This is a genomic window from Haemophilus parainfluenzae, from assembly GCF_014931415.1.
GTDB lineage: Bacteria > Pseudomonadota > Gammaproteobacteria > Enterobacterales > Pasteurellaceae > Haemophilus_D > Haemophilus_D parainfluenzae_AF.
The window spans coordinates 167,900-192,659 of record NZ_CP063121.1 but is presented as its reverse complement, the minus strand read 5'-3'; the positions used below and the strand labels follow the sequence as shown (position 1 = coordinate 192,659).

27 protein-coding genes are annotated in these 24,760 nt (G+C 39.0%); 9 read left to right on the top strand and 18 right to left on the bottom strand.

What is annotated here, in order from left to right; translation table 11 throughout:
- Positions 1-6: 6 nt before the first annotated feature.
- On the bottom strand, positions 7-426 hold the full coding sequence (locus tag INP93_RS00960) for a hypothetical protein (protein ID WP_049364833.1): 420 nt from the start codon (positions 424-426) through the stop codon (positions 7-9).
- Positions 427-582: 156 nt separating this feature from the next.
- Between INP93_RS00960 and INP93_RS00955 the strand changes: the two genes are divergently transcribed.
- Positions 583-1,008, top strand: coding sequence for an excinuclease ABC subunit A (locus INP93_RS00955; protein ID WP_197544883.1), 426 nt, complete (start codon positions 583-585; stop codon positions 1,006-1,008).
- A 19-nt stretch (positions 1,009-1,027) separates the two neighbouring features.
- On the opposite strand, the gene INP93_RS00950 is transcribed toward INP93_RS00955, so the two are convergent.
- Genes INP93_RS00950 through INP93_RS00910 form a run of 9 tightly spaced genes read right to left on the bottom strand, consistent with a single transcriptional unit; the run spans position 1,028 to position 8,343 of the window.
- Positions 1,028-1,639, bottom strand: a complete 612-nt coding sequence (locus tag INP93_RS00950; protein ID WP_197544882.1) for a beta-ketoacyl-[acyl-carrier-protein] synthase family protein — start codon at positions 1,637-1,639, stop codon at positions 1,028-1,030.
- Complete coding sequence (locus tag INP93_RS00945) at positions 1,636-2,622, bottom strand: beta-ketoacyl synthase N-terminal-like domain-containing protein (RefSeq protein ID WP_197544881.1); 987 nt, start codon at positions 2,620-2,622, stop codon at positions 1,636-1,638. The genes INP93_RS00950 and INP93_RS00945 overlap by 4 nt, the downstream gene beginning before the upstream one ends.
- The gene (locus INP93_RS00940; RefSeq protein WP_178198225.1) at positions 2,622-2,912 is read right to left on the bottom strand and encodes an ApeE family acyl carrier protein; all 291 of its coding nucleotides are present in this window, start codon (positions 2,910-2,912) and stop codon (positions 2,622-2,624) included. The genes INP93_RS00945 and INP93_RS00940 overlap by 1 nt, the downstream gene beginning before the upstream one ends.
- Positions 2,912-4,153: an ABC transporter permease gene (locus tag INP93_RS00935; protein WP_197544880.1), complete on the bottom strand. Its 1,242-nt coding sequence runs from the start codon at positions 4,151-4,153 to the stop codon at positions 2,912-2,914. Before INP93_RS00935 ends, INP93_RS00940 begins: the two co-directional genes overlap by 1 nt.
- The gene (locus INP93_RS00930) at positions 4,131-4,868 is read right to left on the bottom strand and encodes an ABC transporter ATP-binding protein (RefSeq protein WP_197544879.1); all 738 of its coding nucleotides are present in this window, start codon (positions 4,866-4,868) and stop codon (positions 4,131-4,133) included. The genes INP93_RS00935 and INP93_RS00930 overlap by 23 nt, the downstream gene beginning before the upstream one ends.
- On the bottom strand, positions 4,865-5,854 hold the full coding sequence (darH, locus tag INP93_RS00925; RefSeq protein WP_197544878.1) for a BtrH-related acyltransferase DarH: 990 nt from the start codon (positions 5,852-5,854) through the stop codon (positions 4,865-4,867). The genes INP93_RS00930 and darH overlap by 4 nt, the downstream gene beginning before the upstream one ends.
- 26 nt (positions 5,855-5,880) lie before the next feature.
- A complete protein-coding gene (locus INP93_RS00920; protein ID WP_005695349.1) occupies positions 5,881-6,270 on the bottom strand; it encodes a DarG family dialkylresorcinol biosynthesis protein in 390 nt (129 codons plus the stop codon).
- Positions 6,260-7,420: a beta-ketoacyl-ACP synthase III gene (locus INP93_RS00915; RefSeq protein WP_197544877.1), complete on the bottom strand. Its 1,161-nt coding sequence runs from the start codon at positions 7,418-7,420 to the stop codon at positions 6,260-6,262. Before INP93_RS00915 ends, INP93_RS00920 begins: the two co-directional genes overlap by 11 nt.
- 2 nt (positions 7,421-7,422) lie before the next feature.
- On the bottom strand, positions 7,423-8,343 hold the full coding sequence (locus tag INP93_RS00910) for a dialkylrecorsinol condensing enzyme (protein ID WP_197544876.1): 921 nt from the start codon (positions 8,341-8,343) through the stop codon (positions 7,423-7,425).
- 364 nt (positions 8,344-8,707) lie between these two features.
- Here INP93_RS00910 and aroK point away from each other — a divergent pair, with 364 nt between their 5' ends.
- The 3 genes from aroK to INP93_RS00895 are packed head-to-tail and all read left to right on the top strand — an operon-like array spanning position 8,708 to position 11,217.
- Positions 8,708-9,250 (top strand): shikimate kinase AroK, encoded by a 543-nt coding sequence (gene aroK, locus INP93_RS00905; protein ID WP_005699620.1) that lies wholly within the window; start codon positions 8,708-8,710, stop codon positions 9,248-9,250.
- A 9-nt stretch (positions 9,251-9,259) separates the two neighbouring features.
- Positions 9,260-10,348: a 3-dehydroquinate synthase gene (gene aroB / locus INP93_RS00900; RefSeq protein WP_102703956.1), complete on the top strand. Its 1,089-nt coding sequence runs from the start codon at positions 9,260-9,262 to the stop codon at positions 10,346-10,348.
- Between the two features lie 14 nt (positions 10,349-10,362).
- Positions 10,363-11,217 (top strand): Dam family site-specific DNA-(adenine-N6)-methyltransferase, encoded by an 855-nt coding sequence (locus tag INP93_RS00895; protein WP_070868266.1) that lies wholly within the window; start codon positions 10,363-10,365, stop codon positions 11,215-11,217.
- A gap of 1 nt (position 11,218) precedes the next feature.
- On the opposite strand, the gene INP93_RS00890 is transcribed toward INP93_RS00895, so the two are convergent.
- Complete coding sequence (locus INP93_RS00890) at positions 11,219-11,539, bottom strand: DciA family protein (RefSeq protein WP_197544875.1); 321 nt, start codon at positions 11,537-11,539, stop codon at positions 11,219-11,221.
- A gap of 72 nt (positions 11,540-11,611) precedes the next feature.
- On the opposite strand from INP93_RS00890, the gene secM reads away from it, so the two are divergent.
- The 4 genes from secM (at position 11,612) to INP93_RS00870 (ending at position 16,877) form a co-directional block, all read left to right on the top strand.
- On the top strand, positions 11,612-11,929 hold the full coding sequence (gene secM, locus INP93_RS00885) for a secA translation cis-regulator SecM (protein WP_197544874.1): 318 nt from the start codon (positions 11,612-11,614) through the stop codon (positions 11,927-11,929).
- A 73-nt stretch (positions 11,930-12,002) separates the two neighbouring features.
- A complete protein-coding gene (gene secA / locus INP93_RS00880; protein ID WP_197544873.1) occupies positions 12,003-14,699 on the top strand; it encodes a preprotein translocase subunit SecA in 2,697 nt (898 codons plus the stop codon).
- 86 nt (positions 14,700-14,785) lie between these two features.
- Complete coding sequence (gene mutT, locus INP93_RS00875; RefSeq protein ID WP_005699596.1) at positions 14,786-15,190, top strand: 8-oxo-dGTP diphosphatase MutT; 405 nt, start codon at positions 14,786-14,788, stop codon at positions 15,188-15,190.
- Between the two features lie 22 nt (positions 15,191-15,212).
- Positions 15,213-16,877 (top strand): sulfatase-like hydrolase/transferase, encoded by a 1,665-nt coding sequence (locus INP93_RS00870; RefSeq protein WP_049372761.1) that lies wholly within the window; start codon positions 15,213-15,215, stop codon positions 16,875-16,877.
- A 30-nt stretch (positions 16,878-16,907) separates the two neighbouring features.
- Here the strand turns inward: INP93_RS00870 and holA are convergent, their stop codons facing one another.
- From holA to INP93_RS00835, 7 genes are all read right to left on the bottom strand, one after another.
- Positions 16,908-17,945: a DNA polymerase III subunit delta gene (gene holA / locus INP93_RS00865; protein ID WP_049372762.1), complete on the bottom strand. Its 1,038-nt coding sequence runs from the start codon at positions 17,943-17,945 to the stop codon at positions 16,908-16,910.
- Complete coding sequence (locus INP93_RS00860; RefSeq protein ID WP_049358012.1) at positions 17,945-18,448, bottom strand: LPS-assembly lipoprotein LptE; 504 nt, start codon at positions 18,446-18,448, stop codon at positions 17,945-17,947. The genes holA and INP93_RS00860 overlap by 1 nt, the downstream gene beginning before the upstream one ends.
- 87 nt (positions 18,449-18,535) lie before the next feature.
- Complete coding sequence (leuS, locus tag INP93_RS00855) at positions 18,536-21,124, bottom strand: leucine--tRNA ligase (protein WP_197544872.1); 2,589 nt, start codon at positions 21,122-21,124, stop codon at positions 18,536-18,538.
- Between the two features lie 118 nt (positions 21,125-21,242).
- Positions 21,243-21,530, bottom strand: coding sequence for a DUF167 family protein YggU (yggU, locus tag INP93_RS00850; RefSeq protein WP_049372764.1), 288 nt, complete (start codon positions 21,528-21,530; stop codon positions 21,243-21,245).
- 78 nt (positions 21,531-21,608) lie between these two features.
- On the bottom strand, positions 21,609-22,154 hold the full coding sequence (locus INP93_RS00845; RefSeq protein ID WP_070868260.1) for a YggT family protein: 546 nt from the start codon (positions 22,152-22,154) through the stop codon (positions 21,609-21,611).
- On the bottom strand, positions 22,154-23,101 hold the full coding sequence (gene corA, locus INP93_RS00840) for a magnesium/cobalt transporter CorA (protein ID WP_065244534.1): 948 nt from the start codon (positions 23,099-23,101) through the stop codon (positions 22,154-22,156). The genes INP93_RS00845 and corA overlap by 1 nt, the downstream gene beginning before the upstream one ends.
- A gap of 313 nt (positions 23,102-23,414) precedes the next feature.
- Entirely contained in the window at positions 23,415-24,014 is a 600-nt protein-coding gene (locus tag INP93_RS00835; protein ID WP_049364852.1) for a YajG family lipoprotein, read from the bottom strand.
- 84 nt (positions 24,015-24,098) lie between these two features.
- Between INP93_RS00835 and INP93_RS00830 the strand changes: the two genes are divergently transcribed.
- Complete coding sequence (locus INP93_RS00830; protein WP_197544871.1) at positions 24,099-24,410, top strand: BolA family protein; 312 nt, start codon at positions 24,099-24,101, stop codon at positions 24,408-24,410.
- Positions 24,411-24,760: the final 350 nt, after the last annotated feature.

The following is a 24,760-nucleotide window of genomic DNA, read 5'->3' as shown; positions in this document are numbered from 1 at the left end:
TAAAAATTAATTGTTTTTGAATAATTCATTAATCATTAAATCTGTTTGGCCTTGTAAACCAACTTGTTTTACACGATCAGCTTCGTCACCGCGGTGTTTATAAGAGACAGAGCCAAGAGAAAGTTTATTTGAATCTCTTAAATCTAATCTTGCTCTTGCAATAATTTTAGAGTTACCTTTTACGCTGAAGTGTAAAATATGGCTACAACCTTCATCTTTTTTAACAAGTCTTGCTGCGATATGTTTTTGTTTTAAACTTTTTGTTAAAGCCTCTACAATTTCATCTGGCGCTTTACGAATAGAGCCTTTCAAGCATACTTCTTTGATATTTTTAGCTTCTACTGGTTTTACATCATTAACGCCTGATGAACAAGCTGAAAGAACAAATGAGCCAAATAAAAGTGAGGTAAGTAATAGTTTTTTCATGGGTTGGTACCTTAAGTTATAAATAAAAAATTTTTAAGATTTTACACTACTTCTATTCACAATAAAATAGTCGTAGATAGGTTAAAATTTGATATATTACTCATCTCTATGTTATAAAGAGAAATATTTATTTCATTCAAATCAAAAGGAGTCAAAATGAAATTAGTATCTAAATTAAGTATTGTTGCTACGGCTATGCTTATAGCTGCTTGTGCACCAAGAGATACAACGCATTACTATTCTATTCAGGATGCGTTAAATTCTTCAGAAGCAAAAGAAATTATTGACCCATCGGTTAAACTTTATTTTGGCAAACCTGCACCCGGTAAAGTGGTTAAAGCTGGTTTGGTAAGTAATAAGAAAACGAATGCGGCAAATAAATCAGATGAAAAATCTTGTCAGTGGGCATTCCTTTCTACGGTAAAACAATTCCAAGATAGAGCAAAATCACAAGGTGCGAGCAAAGTGGGTAATATCGTCAGTTATTACAAAAAACACACGTTCCAAAGCTCAACCCAATATGAATGCCATGCAGGTAACTTAATGAGTGGTGTAGCATTAAAAGGCGACATTGTTAAGTAATTTTCTACCAAATAACACCTTAATTTATATAAATTAAGGTGTTATTTTTTTTGATTTGCGAGAGAAAGTCTAAGTTGTTAGACATTGAATTCTCAAGAGATAAGAGATTAAACTCTATTTCTGCATCTTCCTTATTTTTAGAAATAAGCCAAAATACGGCCCCTTCAGTTTGCTCAGAATGTTCACTTTTTTCTAGCGTCCAACCGATTAAGGCGGATGATATTTCATCATTTTCAAGATCCAATAAGGCGAGTTTTAGCGGTTGCCAAATGGTTTGGTGGTTAACTGCTAGAAATATGGAGTTGGCTGAGGTTTGTAAGGTCTGAGTCAGCTGAAATGTCGCCGCGTTATTAATATTTGCCATAAAATCTAAAGGACTAGGCAAATTTTGCTCCATCAGTTGATGAAACATTTTATTGAATTTGCTCGGTGAATTAAAAAGCGATCCTAAATAAATTCCTGTATTTTCATCAATATAGGGTTTTAATGGTATCGCACCAAGCAAAGCAAGTTGAGTGAAACGGCTTAAACGACGAGCATCGAGACCTTGCTCTTTGAGTCGCATGCGTAATGTTTTATCATCCATGCCATTAGCAATGAACTGGTTAGTTTGTTTTATATAAAATGTCATTCACCCACCTTTAAAAACCATGCAATATTGCTACCGCCAAAACCTAAAAAATAATTTAAAAAGTGACCGTACTTCACATTAGTTTTTTGTAAGTGTTCGATTAAAAATGCGGTTTCTAATGTACCACTGGCACCAAGTGTATGTCCCATATAGGGTTTAACTAAAATGGTTTCGGTATTGGGAAATAGTTCCTGTAAAACAGATTGTTCCATCTCATCGCTATTTCCCCCCACGCCATGCACTTTAATGCCTTGAATATTTTCTATTTTTAGATTTGTTTTAGCTAGACAGTTGGTGAGTAATTGACGTAATGCCGATTCGCTACTGTTGGTCAGGTTTTCATTATCGGTGATCGTTGTTATCCCAAATATTTCACATGGGAATGACTCGTTTTTTTCTGTTGATAATGCAACACACCCAACGCCTTCGCCTAATACAATGCCTGTAGAGTTGATGAAAGGCTGATATTCATTGGCTTGTGATAATAGGTTCATGGATTGGAAATGTTCAAAAGTAAGACGATTAAACATCTCAAAACCAATGACCAAAGCCTTTTTATACATACCAGCTTTCAGCATTTTGTATGCATAACCAATGGCTTGTGCTGAAGAGGTACAAGAAGTGGCAAAACTAAATACTTCTGTCTGATAGCGATTTCCTAAATCCTCGGCGATGGCAGTAAGGTTATATTCTTTCGGTAATGCTTGATGATGAGCTACGCGCATTTCACAATCACTGATCATATAAGCGGTAGAACCAAGTAGAATGGGAATATTTTCTAGCTCAGATTTATGCCAACCCGCACGTTGCAAAGTGCGGTCAATTTCGAGGTCAATATAGTGATAGAGTCGTTCTAGTGACAACAGCGGTTCCTTAAATGCGTTGAAATAAGGAAAACTAAGCGGTTGGCCTAGCATATTAGAGGTTCTTAATCCGAGCTTTTCTGCAAATCGAGCAGAAACAGCGTTGATATAAACGTTCATTAGATTTTACTATGCTGTTCGCGGATAAATGCTGCAAGATCACGTACGTTCATCATATGTTTACGCACCATGCGATCACCCTGTAAACGTACACCAAAATGAGCCTGTAGTGCTACAACAACTTGCAAAGCATCTAATGAATCTAATTGAATACGGCTTTGCTCTCCAAATAGCCATTCATCATCACTTATTTCGGCAGGATCAAATTCATCTTTTTCTGTTTCTTGCACGATGAGTTTTTTGAGTTCCAGCTCAAGTGCCGGTGCTTCCAGTGTAAAAGTATAAGCCATTAGAATCTCGCTTGTTTAGTTAATTGTCGTTGATAAATGAAAGTCGCTAAAAGTAATGTGATTGTCCCAAATCCACTTAATAAATAGAGCGGTTGTTGTATTTGGTTAAGGTGATAGTGATTTAATAATAAATTTTGGAAACCACTTAATGCCCAGCCCATAGGCGAAAATTGTGAAATGGTTTGCATGATTTCTGGCATTACATAAACAGGCACCATAATACCGCCAATGGCTGCCATGATAATGATGCCGCCTCCGCCTAACACGACCGCATGTTCAGTGGTTCTCGCTACCACGCTAATTAACAAACCATAGCCAAGTGCAGCAAGGCTTACTGCACTGGATAATACGATGTAAGGTAACCAACTTCCTGAAAGAGTAAATGCGGGCATATCAAGTGCAGGGAGGACAAAATAACCAAGCGCGACCATGCCGACAAATTGTAATTGGTTAATCAAAAAATAAGGAATTAATTTAGCAATAATCAAGCTCAATGCGGAAGCGCGCGCCATGCGTAAGCGGGTTAGCGTATTAGTTTGACGTTCCATTGCCATCACGTTAGATAGAGGAATCATAATAAAGAACATGCCAAAAATCAGCCAAGCCGGTACACTATGTTGTACAGAGCTTGGTTTGCTCACTTCCTTACCATGACGATTGACATAAATTTCTTGCCACAAATCTTTCGCGAGATAATCATTAATTTGAGCAAATTTGCTATCCAACTCTTTATTGACTTTATTCTGAATGTCTTTGATTTGTTTTCGTTTATTATTTTCTAACGTGATGTGATTATCAGCTAAATAGTTATTTAAACGCAGTTGAGAATAATGTTTTTGCAATACACCTTTCACACCTAGTAGCCAACTGCGATCTACACTAGGGTTTAACCAAAGTTGTAAGGCCTGTTCTTCTGAAAGTGCGGTCTGTTTTTGATTAGGATTTAAAATCAATAGGTCAAATTTACCCGCTTGTAAATCAGCTTGATATTGAGCTAATTCTGATAACGGAGCTTGTTTAACCGCAAGATTTTCTTGTTTGAGTTGAGTGAGGAAATCATCATTTAGCTGATTTTTTTCACTTAATAGCACAATCTCTGAACGATTACTTAATGCATTGTCGTTACTCAATGCTGCCGACATAATCAACATAAACAGAATTGGCATAATGAATAATACAGCGACACCATGTAGATCGCGACTTAATAGGCGCATTTCTTTAAAAATCGATGCAATTAACATGTTTTCCCGCCTGATTTAAAAAATCTAAATAAAAACGTTCCAAACTTTGTCCTTCTTCTAAAATGCCTTGCACGGAGCCTTGATAAATGAGATTGCCTTCATTTAACAGCACTAATTTGTCACATAATTGCTCAATTTCTTGTAAATAATGAGAGGTATAAATTACCGTCACACCTTGCTCTTTCAGCGCCGCTACGCTATCTAAAATAAATTGACGGGACTGAGGGTCAATACCCACCGTAATTTCATCTAGAAAAATCACTTTCGGACGGTTAATTAAACCAATAGCAAAATTGAGACGACGTTTTAAACCGCCAGATAAATGTTTCGCAAGTTTATTTTTATGAGAGGTTAAATCGACTTTAGCAAGTAGTTCTAATAAATAACTTTTATCTCGAACATCATACAAAGCCGCAAAAAATTTCAGGTTTTCCCAAACCGTGAGCAAGGGATAAAATGCAAAATCTTGAGGTACTAACGAAATCTGATGGCGCTGTTTTTTACTTAATTTTGCAAAAGGTACACCGTCAAAATAAATTTCTCCTTGTTGCACAGATTGCAACCCAGCAAGTAGAGACATCAAGGTCGTTTTACCTGCACCATTCGGACCTAAAAGTCCAACCGTGGAAGCTGATTCAATATCAAAATTGACCGCACTTAATGCATTTTTTTCTGCGTTAGGGTAGAGATGGCTAAGATTATTTATTTGAATCATAAATTACGTAATGTCTGCCAAATTTGTTGTTCTTTATTTGCAATGTCACGCAAATATTCCGCTACGGTATGATACCCTTCGATTGTAGGCTTCTTACATTGTTTCACACATAATCCCGCAAATTGACGCCACATGTCACCGATTTCCGTCATGTGTTCAGAAGCCTGTTTGTATTTTGGCTCTTGGCAGATATCAGCGGCTTGTTCAAGGAAATAGGCGTATAAATAGCGGAAACCTGCACCGCCAGTGCCGATTTCTTCTTGCATACGCACGATGTGACCCAGATATAAGCGTTTGTATTTGTCTGAAGGGTGATTTGCTAGCTTTTCAATTTGTTTTGCAACGGTATGAATGCCTTTTACACCGACGAAAAAGAGTGGTGCTAACATTTGCTTCGCATTTTTTCGAATCGCTTTACGGGTAATACTTGGTAAATCAATCTTCGTTAAGTCAGGTTGGCTTTCAAAGTAATACATCAACCCTTTTGGCGCTAGTACGCCTTTCACAAAACGCGCACGTTGTAAATCTTCAGCCGCACAACGCTGTACGGTTTCAAAGACAGGATCGCTAATTAAGTAGTCATTTTGCTCTTTGCCGTATACGATCAGATTATGTGCATTAAAATGGAAACGCATCTCTGGTGGGAAATAAGGCAACCAGAAAACAGAAGTTTGTAAACCAACTAATTTATTTTCGGCCAATGCGAGATCGAGTGCTTCTTGTCCAGCTTGTGGTGCACGAAACTTTTGTATTTTTAACCGCACTTTTAAACGTTTTGCCACATTTTTAATGATAGATTTTGGTGGCATGCGGTAGGATATAAGTGGCATTCCATTGACTTTGACTAATGGAATATAAACAAGAGTCAACGCTGAGGCTAAGCCGAAAACCATCGCTTCGTTAAAATCGACACCTTGTGCTTTCAACATAGTGGACATGACACCACTTTCGCAGTGAGCCGTGTGCTGATGCTGGAAATTGTTCATAAAAATTAATATATCACTGTTATTTTTTAGATCGTTTTTAATGTTGAAGTTGATACACCAAATGCTTCTGCATATTTAGCTAATACATTATCCGAGAGTTTATCAAAGATGCTTGGTTTAAAATGTCGCTTAATTTGCCACTGCCAAAACCCTGTGGTTTGAGCGAGCGTTTGAAGATCGAAACGATAACGGTACATATAATAAAAGAGCGGTGATTTTTCACCGCGTTTTACCGCATCTAAGGCTTCATTGGTTAGTTGGTTAAATTCTTCAACCGCTTGTTCTGTAACAAATGCTTCCGTATCCCAACCTGTCGTGGTGCCAGTTTTATAATGACCATTTTGAGTGGCATAAATGACTTTCTTTTGCCCACGGAAAATTTTACTGTCATCTTGTGGGATTTCATTAATGTCCATTCACGACCTCTAGTAGCATAAAACAAGAGGAGAAACGACCGCTCTCTGGAATATAGCACAATACTTTTTGCCCATTTTTGAGTGGGAATGTCTCTAGAAACTCTTGTAAAATGATATAAATCGATGCTGAGCCTGTATTACCTTTGCTTTCAAGATTAGTAAACCATTTTTCTTGTGGAATCTCGAAATTAATATTTTTCAGACCATCTAATAATTTATCTCGGAAAAAGCCTGAAGAATAATGAGGTAAGAAATAATCAATTTCATCCGCTTTTAAATCATATTTATCAATTAAGCGTAATAGCGCATTTTCAACCGTGCAACGCACAATATTTTCATTGAGTAATTTGACATCTTGTTTGACGGCCATCAGGCTGCGCGCTTCACGCTCTTCTTTAGTGACGTTTTTCCAACTCACAAATTGTTCATCACGAATCTCTGCACCCGCATACATACAAACAGGCATTTCGTTGGCGTAAGAAATGAGATCAATCCAGTGGATCTTTAAGCTGAGACCATGTTTGTTGGGTTGATGACTTAATTGTACAGCGCCAGCGCCGTCAGAAAGCATCCAGCGTAGGAAATCTTTTTCAAAACCAATTTCCGGTTTAGCTTCATCTAACAGTCTTTGTTCAATTTCGGCTTGAAAATGTTCACCACGCATGATGGCAGATGCCGCTTCAGATGCCACGGCAATTGAACTTTGATGTTCACCAGTTCGAACGGCATTATAAGCATGCTTCATTGCAGCCATACCTGCTACACAAACTCCCGCGGTTGTCAGCACTTCATAAGGTGGGGCATTAGGAATCAAACCATGTACCATGACACCTTGCCCAGGCATAATTTGATCGGGATAAGAGGTACCGCATGCTAAGCAACTCACCTCATTGACATTCATCCCTTGGCGAATTAAATCATTAATGGCTTCTACTGCAAGCTCAGTGCTAGTATGTGTCGTTTCTCGGGTTTCCGGATTAATTGCATAATGACGCGTTTTTATCGCATTCGAACGTAAGATCATTTTACGTACACGGGATGGTGTATTACCAATCATACCGAGTACTTGTTCCATTTGATCATTTGTTATGGGTTCATTTGGTAAAAATGCAGCAACTCGATTAATATAAACATCATGTAGTGAAGTCAAAATTATTCCCCTGACGGTTCAGCAAAATAGCGCTTTTGGCGCGCCAGTTTTTCTTTTAATAATGGTTTTAATAAGCGTTTTACCACGGCTGAAAGTGGTACAACAGTGAGAATTAGTATAATCAAAAATACGATATAAAAATAGAGCACGGCTTGACGAAAAACAGGCGAAATTTGACCACACTTTAACAGCAATTTTCCCCAGATATAAAAACTGCGGTGACCGACCTTTTCGCTCATCATTAATTTTTCATCAATTTTGACAGCCCCCATGTTTTGGAAAAGTGATTTATCTAAAGGTCGATTTTCGTTCAGAACTTCAACTAAACGACATCCAAAACGTTGCATATCTTGCATATCTGCATCACTAATTCCTGCGCTCGGTAGCCATGAAAAATAACGTTTTTTTCCACTGAACATCCATGCTGGAGTCGTAATAAAGCTTGCCCAAGCATTGGATTGATCCGTTTTAACCACATTGCCAATTAAATTAGCATCAAGTGCGGTCAGCATTTTTTTCATTTTTTCTTGTGCCATCAACCACATATTACGGCAGCCAATCAGGGTAATGACAGGCGTGTTTTTTAAGATTTTAGCTTGTTCAGATTGCAAAAATGCAGTGATAGGTTGTGAAGGTGATAGAAACCACACGCTGTAAGCGATGACGACTAAATCATATTTTTCACGTTGTAATAATGGTGTTTCAATTGGTGCAGGTTTGAGATGAACCGATTCTGGAAACTGATTAAAAAAGGGAATAAATTTCCAAGGAAAAGAATAGGGCTGAATTGGTTTAATTTGACATTCTTCAATGACAATATTTTCTTGTTGCTTTAACAGTTTAAGAAAATGTTGCGTCAGTTCATTTAACTGACCTGTTTGTGAATAAGAAATAACTAAAATGTGCTTTTTCGATTGAGACATAATTAAACGTAGAATGTAATTTAACGTGGTATTATATATTATTTAATGTTTGATTTATAGCCTATTCAAAGGCTCGATCTAAGCGATATTTTAGCTGAAAAACGAGGCATTAAACTCACTCTTTAAGTGTGGTCTTTCTATCATTTTAGAAAATGAGATTTAGTCTGAACATAAAAATCCCCCAAAACTGACCGCACTTTTGCGTTTCTTAAAATAAATTCCTGCTAAAGGTTGAAACGTAGGGGGATTTATTGCGATAATTCCCATTATTTTTTGGGTGATCTTTCGGGCTACCATTTTTTCAGGTGGCCAGTTTTTATTAGGAAAGATTAATTTGAACATTATTTAAGTTAGAAGAATAACAATGGCTGAAAAACGTAATATTTTTTTAGTAGGACCGATGGGCGCAGGTAAAAGCACCATTGGCCGTCAGCTTGCGCAACAATTGAATATGGACTTTGTCGATTCAGATGCAGTAATTGAGGAACGTGCGGGAGCAGACATTAGCTGGATTTTTGATTTAGAAGGCGAAGAAGGCTTTCGTAAGCGTGAAGAGCGCATTATCAATGAATTAACCCAATTACAAGGCGTTGTGCTTTCCACTGGTGGCGGAGCAGTGATGTCAAAAGAAAATCGTAATTATCTTTCTGCTCGTGGTATTGTGATTTATTTAGAAACTTCAGTAGATAAACAATATCAACGTACGCAACGTGATAAAAAACGTCCTTTATTACAAGGAACAGATAACCCGCGCCAAGTGTTGGAAGATTTAGCCAAAGTACGCAATCCGTTATACGAAGAAATTGCTGATATCACCTTACCAACAGATGAGCAAAATGCCAAAGTAATGGTTAATCAAATTGTTGATTTAATTGACAATCTAAACGGCTTAAACGGTTCACTCTAAGGATTTAAAATGTTGTGCGTAAATGTTGAATTAAAAGAACGTCGTTATCCTATTTATATTGGCGAAGGTTTACTTAAAGATGAAACCTGTTATCCGCTGAAGAAAGGGGATAAAGTGATGATTGTGACTAATCCAACTGTCGCACAATATTATCTTGAAACCGTTACACAAACCTTAGAAAAAATCGGCTGTCAGGTTGAGTCGGTATTATTGCCTGATGGCGAAAAATACAAAACGCTCGATTCTTTAAACCTCATTTTTACCGCACTTTTAAAACATAATCATGGGCGAGATACCACCATTATTGCATTAGGTGGTGGTGTGATTGGTGATGTGGCAGGTTTTGCTGCAGCAAGTTATCAGCGTGGTGTGCGTTTTATTCAAATTCCTACCACATTATTAGCCCAAGTGGATTCTTCTGTTGGTGGCAAAACAGCCGTTAATCATGAGTTAGGCAAAAATATGATTGGGGCGTTTTATCAACCTTCTACGGTGATCATTGACACCCTTACACTCAATACCTTGCCAAAACGTGAAGTGAATGCGGGACTTGCGGAAGTCATTAAATATGGGGCGATTTTAGATTATGCCTTTTTTGAATGGCTTGAAGCACATATTGATGAATTAGTCGCGTTAAATCAACATTCACTGCAGCATTGCATTGCGCGTTGTTGCCAAATCAAAGCGGATGTTGTTGCGCGCGATGAAACTGAAAAAGGTGATCGTGCATTATTAAATCTCGGTCATACTTTTGGGCATGCGATCGAAACACATTTAGGCTACGGAAACTGGTTACATGGTGAAGCTGTTGCAGCTGGAACCATGATGGCTGCGGTGTTATCTGAACAATTAGGCGATCTTTCTTTTGAAGATGTTGCACGTTTAGAAAAGCTTTTAGCACGTGCTAATTTGCCGACCGTTTCGCCTGATACCATGCAACCAGACGATTATTTACCGCACATGATGCGTGATAAAAAAGTGTTGGCAGGCAAGTTGCGTCTTGTGTTGCTAAAAGCCCTTGGTCAAGCCTACGTGGCGACTGATACTGACAAATCTCTTGTGCTAAATGCGATTGAGCGTTGCACACAACATGACTAACTGTCATTGCTCTCATGTTGCGTCCGAAAAATAATAAAACGAAACCTCGAATTAAACACCGCCCGTTTTTAAAATGGGCGGGCGGTAAATTCCGTTTAACGGACGATCTCAACCGAGTCTTTCCTAAAAGAAAACAGTGTTTGATTGAACCTTTTGTGGGTGCGGGTGCTGTTTTTCTTAATTCTCATTTTGAGCGTTATATCTTGGCAGATATTAATCCTGATTTGATTAACTTGTTTAATATCGTCAAGGAAAATGTAGATGCCTATATTGAGGCTTGTAAGCCAATTTTCTTTGCGGAGAATGCCAATACAGCCGACTATTATTACGCCCAGCGTGATGCCTTTAATCAATCAAGCGATCCTTTCGAGCGTTCGGTGTTGTTCCTTTATTTGAACCGTTTTGGATTTAATGGATTGTGCCGTTATAACAGTAAAAATGAATTCAATGTGCCATTTGGCGCTTATAAAACCCATTATTTCCCTGAAGATGAATTACGCTATTTCGCCCATAAAGCGCAAAGTGCGGTCTTTTTATGCGCTGATTTTCAACAGACCTTTGAATTAGCGGATAAACACAGTGTGATCTATTGTGATCCGCCTTATGCACCGCTTCCGCAAGATACCAATTTTACTGGATATGCAGGGAATGCTTTTGGTCTTGAACATCAAAAGAATTTAGCAGAATGCGCCAAAAAAGCACAAAAAGAAAAGCAAATTTCCGTGGTGATTTCTAACCACGATACGAAATTTACGCGTGAGATTTATAAAGGGGCAAAATTTAAACGCGTTAAAGTACAGCGCTCAATTAGCCAATCTTCAGAAAAACGAGTTAAAGTAAAAGAATTAATCGCTATCTTTAAAGGTTAGTTTAGCAGGTTAATTCTGGATTGACTTTAATCTCAAAGCCTTTTACTTCGGGATAAGTCGGTTGAATTGCAGTGAGTAATTCGCTTTGTCGAAATAAAATCCCTTGGCGAACGACCGCACTTTTGACTTCGATAAAGAGTTTCCCATCAGTGATAGAGCCTAAACGAAAAAGTCCTTTAAATTCTTGAGGAAAAAGACGGCTGATGTTTTGGTTCAGTTCATTCAACATTAACCCTTTCTGCATGATTTTGGCAAATTGAGATCCTTCCAGCACATCAATAATATTCATGGCTTTTTGATAACGCTCATGCTTGTTTTCCACAAAAATACCCCAATAATGACTTTACGTTGAATTTCCGATACAATACACACAAATTTTGTCAGAGACAATAAGATGATGAAATCAAACAAAGGTAAAACAAATTTCTGGTCGCAGTTGCTATTAAGCATGATTGCGATTTTTGCTTTACCTGTTGCTCAGGGATTGGAGGCGCCGCCTTCATCAAATATGAGTGGCGAAAATTACCAAACATCATCTGAACAACATATGTTGATTGCGGTGCGTGAAATTCGTCAAGCATTGCAGGTTCAACCTCAACCAACAAATCACAAAACCCATTCCAATCAAAAATACGAAAAAATTCAACCGCACTTTATCGCGGCAGAGTTTCCTGTTTTTGCCCCTATTCGGGCCGGTCCTGCTATTATTTAATTTTCTTTTATCTTTAAACGAACCGATTTTTTAATCGGATGATCCTTTTTATTTTTTATTTGAAAGAGAAATTATGAGTTTTTTAACAAAAATTTTTGGCAGCCGTAACGAACGTATTTTACGCAGATTAAGAAAACAAGTTGCGAAAATCAACAAAATGGAGCCAGCTTTTGAAGCATTAAGTGATGATGAATTAAGAGCAAAAACAGAAGAATTCCGTAGTCGTTTAGCTAATGGTGAAACTTTACAACAACTTTTACCTGAAGCGTTTGCTACCGTGCGTGAAGCGGGTAAACGTGTACTCGGTATGCGCCATTTCGATGTGCAATTAATCGGTGGTATGGTGCTCACCAATCGTTGTATCGCAGAGATGCGTACGGGTGAAGGTAAAACTTTAACCGCAACCTTGCCTTGTTATTTGATGGCATTGGAAGGTAAAGGTGTACACGTTGTGACCGTGAATGATTACTTAGCACGTCGTGACGCAGAAACCAACCGCCCATTATTTGAATTCTTAGGTATGACTGTTGGGGTGAATATCCCTGGTTTACCGCCTGAAGCAAAACGTGAAGCTTATGCGGCAGATATTACATATGCAACAAACAGCGAACTAGGTTTTGATTACCTTCGTGATAACTTAGCGCATTCCAAAGAAGAACGTTTCCAACGTCATTTAGGCTATGCCTTAGTGGATGAAGTGGACTCTATCTTAATTGATGAAGCACGTACGCCGTTGATTATTTCAGGTCAAGCAGAGGACAGTTCTGAGCTTTATATTGCGGTAAATAAATTAATTCCGAATTTGATTAAGCAAGAAAAAGAAGATACGGAAGAATATACCGGTGAAGGCGATTACACCTTAGATCTTAAAACCAAACAGGCGTATTTGACTGAACGTGGTCAAGAAAAAGTAGAGAATTGGTTAATTGAACAAGGTTTAATGCCAGAAGGCGATTCACTTTATTCACCAGCGCGTATTGTGTTGTTACACCATGTCATGGCTGCATTACGTGCAAACACCTTATTTGAGCGCGATGTAGACTATATCGTGAAAGATGGCGAGATTGTGATCGTCGATGAGCACACAGGTCGTACAATGGCAGGTCGTCGTTGGTCTGATGGTTTACACCAAGCAATCGAAGCGAAAGAAGGCGTAGAAATTAAGAGTGAAAACCAAACTGTTGCGTCGATTTCTTACCAAAACTACTTCCGTCTTTATGACAAATTAGCGGGTATGACCGGTACAGCAGATACCGAAGCCTTTGAATTCCAACAAATTTATGGTTTAGAAACTGTCGTTATCCCAACAAACCGCCCAATGATTCGTGATGATCGTACGGACGTCATGTTTGAGAATGAAGAATACAAATTCAATGCAATTATTGAAGATATCAAAGACTGTGTAGCACGTAATCAACCAGTTCTTGTGGGTACCGTGTCAGTTGAAAAATCTGAAATGCTTTCTCAAGCGTTAGACAAAGCAGGGATTAAGCACAACGTATTGAATGCAAAATTCCACGCACAAGAAGCAGAAATCGTTGCGGAAGCGGGGGCACCAGGTGCAGTGACTATTGCAACCAATATGGCAGGTCGTGGTACCGATATTATCCTGGGTGGTAACTGGAAAGCTCAAGTGGCAAAATTGGATAATCCAACACCAGAGCAAATTGAAGCAATCAAAGCTGAGTGGGAGAAAAATCACGAAATCGTGATGAAAGCTGGTGGTTTACACATTATCGGGACAGAGCGTCATGAATCCCGTCGTATTGATAACCAGTTGCGTGGTCGTTCAGGTCGTCAAGGTGACCCAGGTTCTTCACGTTTCTACCTTTCTTTAGAAGATGGCTTAATGCGTATTTATCTGAATGAAGGTAAATTAAATATGATGCGTAAAGCCTTCACTCAACCAGGTGAAGCCATGGAATCTAAGCTGCTTGCTAAAGTGATCGCATCGGCGCAAGCGAAAGTAGAAGCCTTCCATTTTGATGGTCGTAAAAACTTGCTTGAATATGATGATGTGGCTAATGACCAACGTCATGCGATTTACGAACAACGTAATTACTTGCTCGATAACGATGATATTTCAGAGACTATCAAAGCTATCCGCAGCGATGTATTTAATGATGTGATTGACCAATATATTCCACCACAATCGTTGGAAGAACAATGGGATATTAAAGGCTTAGAAGACCGTTTAGCGCAAGAGTTTGGTCTTGAGTTACCAATTGAACGTTGGTTAGAAGAAAATAATAATCTTCACGAAGAAAACTTGCGTGAGCGCATTATTCAAGAAGCCGAAGATGAATACAAAGCGAAAGAAGCGCTTGCGGGTGAAGAAACCATGCGTCATTTCGAAAAAGGTGTGATGTTACAAACTCTTGATGAGCTTTGGAAAGAGCACTTGGCGGCGATGGATTACTTACGTCAAGGTATCCATTTGCGTGGTTATGCGCAAAAAGATCCAAAACAAGAGTACAAAAAAGAATCTTTCCGTATGTTTACTGAAATGTTGGATTCTTTAAAACATCATGTGATTACGACACTTACTCGAGTGAAAGTCCGTACACAGGAAGAGATTGAAGAAGCGGAACGAGCACGTCAGGAAATGGCTGAACGTGAAGCATTAACACATCAACCTGTAGATGAAAATACAGAGCAAACTCAAAGCGAGGACTATTCTGATCGTCATATTGGACGTAATGAACCTTGTCCTTGTGGGTCAGGTAAAAAATACAAGCATTGTCACGGCAGTAAAGCCCGATATGCTTAGTTAAGGAAAAGAGCGGTTAAATTTTTGCGTGTTTAAAACACCGCTAAAAATGACCGCTCTTTCTACTTTTGAGATAAGGAAAGACGATGAGTAAGCCTATCATTCAAGTTGCGGCAGGAATTATTCGTAATGAATTTGGGCAGCTATATTTGACCCAACGCTTAGAAGGGCAAGATTTTGCACAAGCATTAGAATTTCCTGGTGGCAAAGTTGATGCAGGTGAAACCCCTGAAGAAGCCTTAAAAAGAGAGTTGGAAGAAGAGATTGGCATTCATATTTTAAATGCTGAACTGTATGAACGTTTTCAATTTGAATATCCAACCAAAATTTTAGATTTTAGTTTTTATCTGGTCACAGAATGGATTGGTGAGCCGTTTGGTCGAGAAGGACAAGAAGGTTTTTGGCTTGAACAAAGTGAGCTTGATGCTGGGCAATTCCCACCAGCCAATTTAAAGCTGATTCAGCGTTTAGTGGCTGAAAGTGTCAAATAACATTTAATCAAATTTATTTATTATGATTCCAAGTATTTTTCTGAGTTTATTTTTTATTGCGACGGTGATTTTTATCGTCAATTCGCATTATCGTTGGACATATTTTTTTGCGATTGCATTATTCGTCTTATTGTTTAGTTCAATGTTTGCGATAACAGGTCAATGGCAACGCGGATTGAATTTTGCGTCCGTACTTTTTGTGGTGTTGATGCTATTCCATCGAATGAAAATTCATTACTACAAACAACCTTTACTCATTTCAGATTTTTGGCTCGTAACAGACTGGCGAAATTGGGAAACCCTTTTACATTATAAAGGGGCCATTTTCGGCGTGTTGGGGCTATTAGGTCTGTTGGGGTATGCTATCTTTGGCTGGTCAGATGTTGAAACTGCCTCAACTGGATTTCGTGTATTTGCAGCAATACTCGCAGCAACAAGCTTTGGTTTAATGTGGCATTATTCTAAAGATCCGGATGCGACAAAAGTCTGGCTAGATTCATTGCCGGATGATGGTCGAGATGTTTTCTTAAACCTGCCAATGTCTTGTCGTGGTGTATTCTTTAAAGTGCCAGAATTTGAAGGTAATAGTCAAAAATTTAAAGAAAAACTGACCGCACTTTTAAATGAAAAGTCTGAGAGCAAAACTGAAAGTGCAGAAAAGCCTGATATTGTGGTTTGTTTACAAGAATCAACCTTGAATCCCCATCAATTTGATTTTGATGCAGAAACCATCCCGCCATTTTCAATGTTTAATAAGCAAGAAGATACCGCATTTGTAAGTCCATTGCGTGTACATACGGTGGGCGGTGCAACGTGGAAATCTGAATTTGCTTTTCTTGCAGGGGTGCCTTCAACCGATTTTGGTGCTTTGGCAAGTGGGGTGTTTTATTCGGTTGTGCCACACTTACAGACGGGTTTTATTAAAAATCTTCGTGAGCAAGGCTATTTTTGTGTGGCGTTATCGCCTTTTACGAAAGGTAACTACAATGCAAAACCTGCTTATGACCACTTTGGTTTTGATTTGATGTTGCAACCACAAGATTTAGGCTATCCAGCATCAATCAGCAAAAATCTCTGGCATATTAGCAGTGAAGAGATGATGTACTACACCAAGCTTATTTTACAGAAACAACATCCATCATTGGAAAATGTACAGCAGCCAATGTTTGTTTATGTTCTCACCATGAAAGAGCATGGCCCTTACAACACGAACATGCCAAACCATTTTAATTTGGCAAGTAAGCGTTTAGGGGGAAAAGCGATTTCTTGCTTGAACGATTATATTGATCGCATTGCTAGCCTTAATGAGGCAATCGAAGGTTTAAATGATTATTTAAAATCACGTGAAACGCCTTATGTATTCGGTTATTTTGGTGATCACCAAGTCGCTTTTGATAATCAGCTTCCACCGAAAAAAGGTAACTTTGCGAACCCGGATTATGTGACTCAATTTGTAGTTAGAACTAATCGTAAGACTGACTTTGTTCAACAGCAAGATTTCTTAGATTTAGCCTTTGTTGGTGGCGTATTACTTGATGTGGCAGGTTTATCACCGAAAGATGACTTTATGCGAGCGAATATCGCGATGCGTCAGCTAAGCCAAGGTAAGCTCGAAGATGCAGAGGATATGGATTTAGTGAATAGCTATCGAAATTATCTGTATCAAGATTTAAAAATTGCGCAATAATAAAAAATCTCGGTTAACGCCGAGATTTTTTTATAAACAAATTTTAACCGATAAGTCGGCCAATTTTACCCACACGTCTTGATCATATTCTTGCTTGGTTGTGCGCTCAATATCGGCCAATTCTTGCAATATTTCAAAGAGCTTTTGATAGGTGAGTCGTTGTATCGCTGCAGTATAAAGATGACGACGATTCTGCCAAATTTTGAGGCGGTCAAAATCTGCTTTGAGTGTCTGTGTTGGCAAACTCGTTTGAAGAGATGGATTGCGTAGCTGTGGTTTTGTTAATTCTAACAACGTGAGTAGTTCACGCTGTAAAGTACGCAATAAAATGACAGGTTGCACATCTTCAGCTTGTAAACCACGTAAAATTCGCTTTGAGCGGTTTGCTTTGCCTGATAGCAATGCATCAATCCATTGGAAAGGGGTAAAGACAGAAGATTGCTCTACGACGGATTTTACGCGGTTATACGTGAGTTTGTGATCAGGATAAAGCAAATCTAAAAGCTGTAATGCTTGTTTCAATGCCAGTAGATTATTTTCATAGCTGTAACAAAGTAGTTGAATGGCTTCCTCATCAGCTGATAATCCCATGTTTTTTGTACGATGCTTCACCCAGCGAGAAAGCTGTTCTGAATTTGGTGTTTGGCAGTTAACAATAACAGCTTGTGGCTCAAGTTGATTTGCCTGAATAAACCACTCTTGTTTTTCGGCTGCTTTAGACAATTTAGGCAAGGTGAGAACAAGCAAGCTATCTTCATTTAATCCACTAATAAATTGCTGAAGGTTTTTCTGCAAAAGCGCGGTCAAATTTTCGGGTAAATTGAGAATGAAAATTTGCTTATTAAAGAAGAGCCCCATAGATTGACTAGCCTCAATTAATGTAGGCCAGTCAGTATTAGTATCTATGGTAATTTGATTTTTTTCATCAAAACCTTGAAGAAGGGCGGCTTGGTGAATGAGGTCTTCACTTTCACTGAGCAACAGGGGATCTGTCCCAACCAAAAAATAGACTTTCGCTAAATGGCTGTTCAGGTTAGAGGCCAGTTGCTCAGAAAAAATGCGGTTCATTATTTTCCTTGAACTTGATGTTGCAAGGCGGCCATTTTATTAATTAATTGGCGAGCCGCTTGTTCTCGCATATCATTCCAAATCACATCGCGCTCAGCTGATTTTGCTAATGCAGCACGTGAGTTATCAAAGAAAGTACGGTTGATTTTTGCAGAGATTGGATAGGTTTCTCCGTTTGCCAAACGTACACTTGCTTCAACATCAAGAGTCAGTACTTTTTCTGCTTCACGGCCTTGTTTAAAGACAGATGCGACTTTATCGCTTGAAGTCTGTTTATTTAAACGCAACACTGGCACACCTTGTTTTGCAGGAACAAGGTTTACGTTGTTGCTAAGCAGTTGCTTACGCATTGCCATTGACATTTCACTGTATGGGTCGCTACTTTCAAGAGCCATTGTTTTTAATTCTGCAGGAACAGCCGCACCATTATCGAAGTGCCAACCACAAGCAGTTAAAAAGGCAGTAGCCCCAACAAAGCAGATCGTTTTGATTGATTTCATCATAAAAATTACCTGTAAAATTCACCGCACTTTATTTTGTTTAAGAGTCGTTTATGCAACTCTTGGAATAAAATGCGGTTATTTTATGGATTATTGCGGTTTAACCACCACATTTAACAATTTACCAGGTACATAAATCACTTTCACGATTTGTGTATTGTCAGTAAATTTCTTCACATTTTCATCTGCAAATGCAACCGTTTTCACGGTTTCTTCATCCGCATCAGCTGCGACAGTCACTTTACCACGTACTTTACCGTTGACTTGAACCACGATAAGTTTTTCATCTTCTACCATCGCCGCTTCATCAGCTTTCACCCATTCTGCATGGTCGATGTTGCTTTCGTTACCTAAAGCTTTCCATAACTCAAAGCAGATATGTGGTGTGATTGGGTAAAGCATACGCACGACTGCGCTTAATGCTTCTGCCATCACAGCACGATCTTGCTCGCTTTCTAATGGCGCACGGGTTAATTTATTCATTAACTCCATTACTGCTGCGATAGCGGTATTGAACGTTTGACGACGACCAATATCATCGCTCACTTTGGCGATCGTTTTATGCACATCACGGCGAAGTGCTTTTTGGTCTGCAGAAAGTGCGGTCACATCTAAAGCAGTTTTTGCAGGATTTTGACTGTATTCATACACCAAATTCCATACACGACCTAAGAAACGTTTTGCCCCTTCTACGCCAGATTCTTGCCATTCAAGCGTCATTTCTGCAGGAGAAGCGAACATCATGAAGAGACGCACAGTATCTGCACCGTATTTTTCCACCATCTCTTGTGGGTCGATACCGTTGTTTTTGGATTTCGACATTTTGGTCATACCGGTATGCACCAATTCACGGCCTTCTGGATCAGTCGCTTTGATGATACGGCCTTTTTCATCACGCTCAAGGGTCACTTGCGTTGGGCTTACCCAAATACGCTCGTTGGTCGGACTGGTGTAATAGAACGCATCGGCTAATACCATGCCTTGGCATAATAATTTTTGTGCCGGCTCATCGCTCGTTACGAAACCTGCATCACGCAATAATTTGTGGAAGAAACGGAAGTAGAGCAAGTGCATGGTCGCGTGCTCGATACCGCCGATATATTGATCCACCGGCAACCAGTAGTTGGCTTCATCTTTATCCAACATGCCTTCAGCATAGCTTGGTGAAGTATAGCGTGCATAGTACCAAGACGATTCCATAAAGGTATCAAAGGTATCGGTTTCTTTTAATGCAGGTTCACCGTTGAAGGTGGTTTTAGCCCAGTTTGGATCGGCTTTAATTGGGCTTTTCACGCCATCCATGACCACATCTTCCGGTAGAATAATCGGTAAATCTTCGATTGGGGCTGGTACGGTTTCACCGTTTGGCAAGGTCAGCATTGGAATTGGTGCACCCCAATAACGTTGACGAGAAACGCCCCAGTCACGTAAACGATAATTCACTTGGCGTTTACCCACGCCTAATTTTTCTAATTTGTCCGCAATACCGTTGAATGCCGCATCAAAATCCAAACCATCAAACTCAGCAGAGTTCACTAATTTACCGTGTTCAACAAAAGCTTGTTTGGTTAAATCAATTTCTTCATCTGCAAGTGGTGCGATTACCTGTTTAATTGGCAAACTGTATTTTTGAGCAAATTCAAAGTCACGTTGGTCATGTGCTGGAACCGCCATTACTGCACCAGTACCGTAGTGCATTAACACGAAGTTAGCGACCCAAATTGGTAATTTTTCACCGGTTAATGGATGAATAGCGAATAAGCCGGTTGCCATCCCTTTTTTCTCCATTGTGGCTAGGTCTGCTTCGGCCACTTTGGCATTTTTTGCTTCACGGATGAATTCAGCCAATTGAGGATTTTTTTCTGCCGCTAATTCTGCTAATGGGTGCGCTGCCGCGATACCTAAATAGCTCACACCATAGAAGGTATCAGGACGGGTCGTATAAACCGCGACTTTTTCTGCGGTATCTGCCACATCAAACGTAATTTCCACCCCTTCAGAACGGCCAATCCAGTTACGTTGCATGGTTTTTACCATATCTGGCCATTGTGGCAGTTGGTCTAATCCACCTAGTAATTGTTCAGCGTAATCAGTGATTTTAATAAACCATTGTGGGATTTCTTTTTGCTCGACCGGAGTGTCACAACGCCAGCAACAACCTTCATGCACCTGTTCGTTAGCCAATACGGTTTCATCGTTCGGACACCAGTTCACAGTTGAGGTTTTTTTGTAAACTAAGCCTTTTTTATAAAGCTCGGTGAAGAACCATTGTTCCCATTTGTAGTATTCCGGACGGCAAGTCGCAATTTCGCGATCCCAGTCATAACCAAAGCCCAACATTTTGAGCTGGTTTTTCATGTATTCAATGTTTTCGTAAGTCCATTTTGCGGGCGCAGTTTTATTTTTAATCGCAGCACCTTCAGCTGGCAAACCGAAAGCATCCCAACCAATCGGTTGTAATACGTTTTTGCCGTTCATACGTTGGTAACGTGAAACTACATCACCGATGGTGTAGTTACGCACATGGCCCATGTGTAAACGACCTGATGGGTAAGGGAACATTGAAAGACAGTAATATTTTTCTTTAGACGTATCTTTGATTGCTTTGAAGACTTTATTTTCAGCCCAATATTGTTGAACGGCAGGTTCAATCAAATCAGGACGGTAATGTTGTTGCATAGAAAATCACCTTAAATTTTGACCGCACTTTGCGGCATATTTTGCTTTGTAAAATGTGATATAGGATAGCGTAAAACGGGGAAAATTGGTAGAAAGTGCGGTGATTTTTTTACTGATTTTATAAGAGATTTTGAATTTCAGATGGAATTAATTTAGGCGAAGGAATCCAAACTTGTTTATGTCGGTTTAATTCACCTTTTTCAAGTATGATTGCACTTTTAGGTACTTTGAATGCTTTACTCAAAAATTTCATCAAGTGAGCATTGGCTTGACCATCAACAGGTGGTGCGGTGATCGTGATTTTGAGTTCATCATCATGTAATCCCACAATTTGATCTTTACTGGCTTTAGGTTGCAGAATGATTTTAAGACGTAGTCCTTCAGGTGTTTGTTCGATTGCTGACATAACTAAATTTACTCACCACATTTACAATAAGGGCTGGAAAATCCAGCCCGAAAAAATAATATTATTTTTAACCGCACTTTACGCAGCAATTGCCCATAAAAGGTTAAAGTAATCGTAAAAGAGATTATTCAAAAATAACAGGATAATAGCAATAACCATCGGTGAAAAATCAATCACGCCCACAGTTGGTAAAATGCGTTTAATTGGTTTCAATAAGGGTTCGGTAAGTTGATATAACGCATAGAATGCAGGATTATTGCCACGATTAAACCAACTTAAAATTGCACCGGCGATTAACACATAGAAAATTGCCACACCGATATTTTTAATTAGTCCTAATATGCCCAATAGTAAGAAGAAACTGAGATTTAATCCGCCAAAGAGAATCGATTTTAGTCCGCAAAGCAAGAAGACTAAAAACAGTGCCGCCGTTTCCACTTTTTTCACCACAGGAAAAACTTTACGTAATGGTGCAATAACCGGTTGGGTAAATTTCAGCGTAAATTGAGAAATAGGATTGTAATAATCCACGTTCGCTAAGGGGAGCCATACGCGTAAAATTAACACTAAACAATACAGATCGATAATCGATCCTAAAAATAATGCAGTTTGGGAAATTTCCATTATAACCAACCTTTCCGTTTAAAATAGATATAAGGCGTAAGCGCCGCACCAATCATTAATCCAATAGCCATTGGGTAACCATATTTAAAATGGAGTTCCGGCATAAATTCAAAGTTCATCCCGTAAGTAGATGCGACAAGTGTTGCCGGTAGGAACATAACCGATACCACTGAGAAGAATTTCATGATTTTATTCTGCTCAATATTAATGTAACCCATCGCGGCCTGCATTAAAAAGTTTACTTTTTGGAACAAAGACTCATTATGCGGTTGCAAGGATTCAATATCTCGTAAGATTTCTCGTGCTTGTTCTAACTGGTTTGGTGGCAAGCGCGTTTTACGTACCAAGAAACCCAATGCGCGTTGTGTATCCATCAAACACAAACGCACTTTAGAACTGGTATCTTCTTGTTCTGTTAGGGTATTTAAGGCTTCATCGAAAGCTTCATCTTGCGTACCGTTTAAAATTACGCGACTTAATTTTTCCAAATCCGCATAAACGTTTTCGATAACATCGGCTAATTGCTCAATTTTGGTTTCAAATAAGTCGAGTAAGACTTCATATGCATTACATTCAAATAAGCGCTGGCTACGAGAACGCATACGATATAAACGGAATGCCGGCAATTCACGATCACGCAGGGTAAATAGGCGGCCATCACGAATAGTAAACGCTACGCTTGCGAGATCGGCGTAGTTTTCTTCGTCTTCACAATAGAAGAATGAGTGCAAGTGCAAGCCGTCTTCGTCTTCAAAGAAACGCGCGGATGCTTCGATGTCTTCTAATTCGAGGAATGAGGCGAGACTTTGTCCTAAGCCTTCTTGCAACATTTCACGTTCTTCCCCTGTCGGCTCTAGCAAATCTAACCAAATGGCAGAGCTGAGATCGGCTGGTTCGTCATCAATACGAAGCAAGCGGGAATCGTTAATGGCAAAAGCGTTAATCATTGGTCATACTCCTTTTGGGATTATGAAGATCCAACTGTGAACAAAAAAAGATCAAACGAAATTGGCACTAGAGAAAAGTGCGGTCAAATTTTTGAATGTTTTAAAATGGGTTTCGTTCGATAAAAGATGCCGAAGAAAGGTAAATTGATTACCAGCGAGCTCTCGCTGATAAGAGGCGAGAGTCTAGAGCGATATTCGGTATCGACTATGACTGTCCAAAGTGTGTGTCCTTCTCGTTAAAAAATCGGTCGAATGTTACGCTTGAAAGGCGTATTCGTCAAGTGATTATTGAAAAGGACACGGCACTTTTTAATTAATTGGTATATTGATTAATTGCGTTAGTAACTTCTTGATCTTGATAAATATTATTAACAATATCTTTGAAGGTTTCGCCTAACACTTTTTGAATTTCATCATTACTCGCATTAAATGCGCCAGACTGTGAACGGGTTGCATTGAAGGTTTTGTTGTATTGTCCTCGTGGACCTTGTACGTAAACCACCGCTTGAATTTTGCTGTTCAAGGTATAACGTAAATTACCTTGCTCCACTTTAGCGTTGAATTCTTTTACATCAACAGTTACGCCGGCATTCGCATTATTCGCTTGTCCAATACGAAAACCTTTACTAACCAAATTTTGTTGCATCACTTGTTGGAAAAGTTGAGTGACGCTTGGTGATGCATTTAATTTAATTAGTTCGCCTGATTTAGTATAAGTTGCAATTTCTTGTTGTGGACGAGAATCGCGAGTATTAACTGTTACCACTGCTGATTGGTTAATATTCATTGATGCAGTCGGTGATTGAGGCGCAAAAGTTAAGGTATTAGATTGCGCTTGGCAACCTGCTAAAAATAATGTCGCAGCCGCCAACGTCATTGTTGATAATGCTTTGATTTTGTTTGTTACTTTCATAATTTCCTCATTGAATTAGGTTAATTTGTGTTATTCTTACAAACTTAACGCTGAATGTATAGCAAAAAGTTAGGGAGTTTATTTATGTCAAAACAACAAGAATTATTAGAGAGAATTCAAGCCGAATTTCAACCGCACTTTGTTACTGTAGAAAATGAAAGCCATATGCACAGTTCAGGTCGAGGAGCCGATTCTCATTTTAAATTAGTGATTGTTAGCGATGCTTTTGAAGGCATGCGAAAAGTGCAACGTCACCAAAAACTTTACCAACTTTTTTCCGATGATTTAAAAAATGGCATTCACGCATTAGCTCTTCATCTTTATACAAAAAGCGAATGGGAGAGCCTAGGTAAAGCATTTCCAAAATCACCAAATTGTCTTGGTGTTGGACAGTAAGTATTCCCTTACGTTCCCTATATTCGATTTTCATGAGAAGAGAGAATGCGATAAGCGTTCTCTCTTTTTATTTTGATGGAGATTTATTTTTACTCCAGATAAATATCCGTCTAAAACGTCCACAAATATTTCACAAAAAATGAGGGCGTAAAGTGGAATAAAAGCCCATTTTCCGATAGAATAAGGCGCTTTTAATTTTCGAATTTCAATTTCTGGATAAGTGAGCAACTCCTTACTCGTCGAGAAATTAAACAGATTTGAGTTTTTAAATTTATGTGTCAGTTAATAATACTTTGATCTCAAAGTATTTTCTGTCACGCTCAATCGCGAGATTGCTTTTAAGGCATATG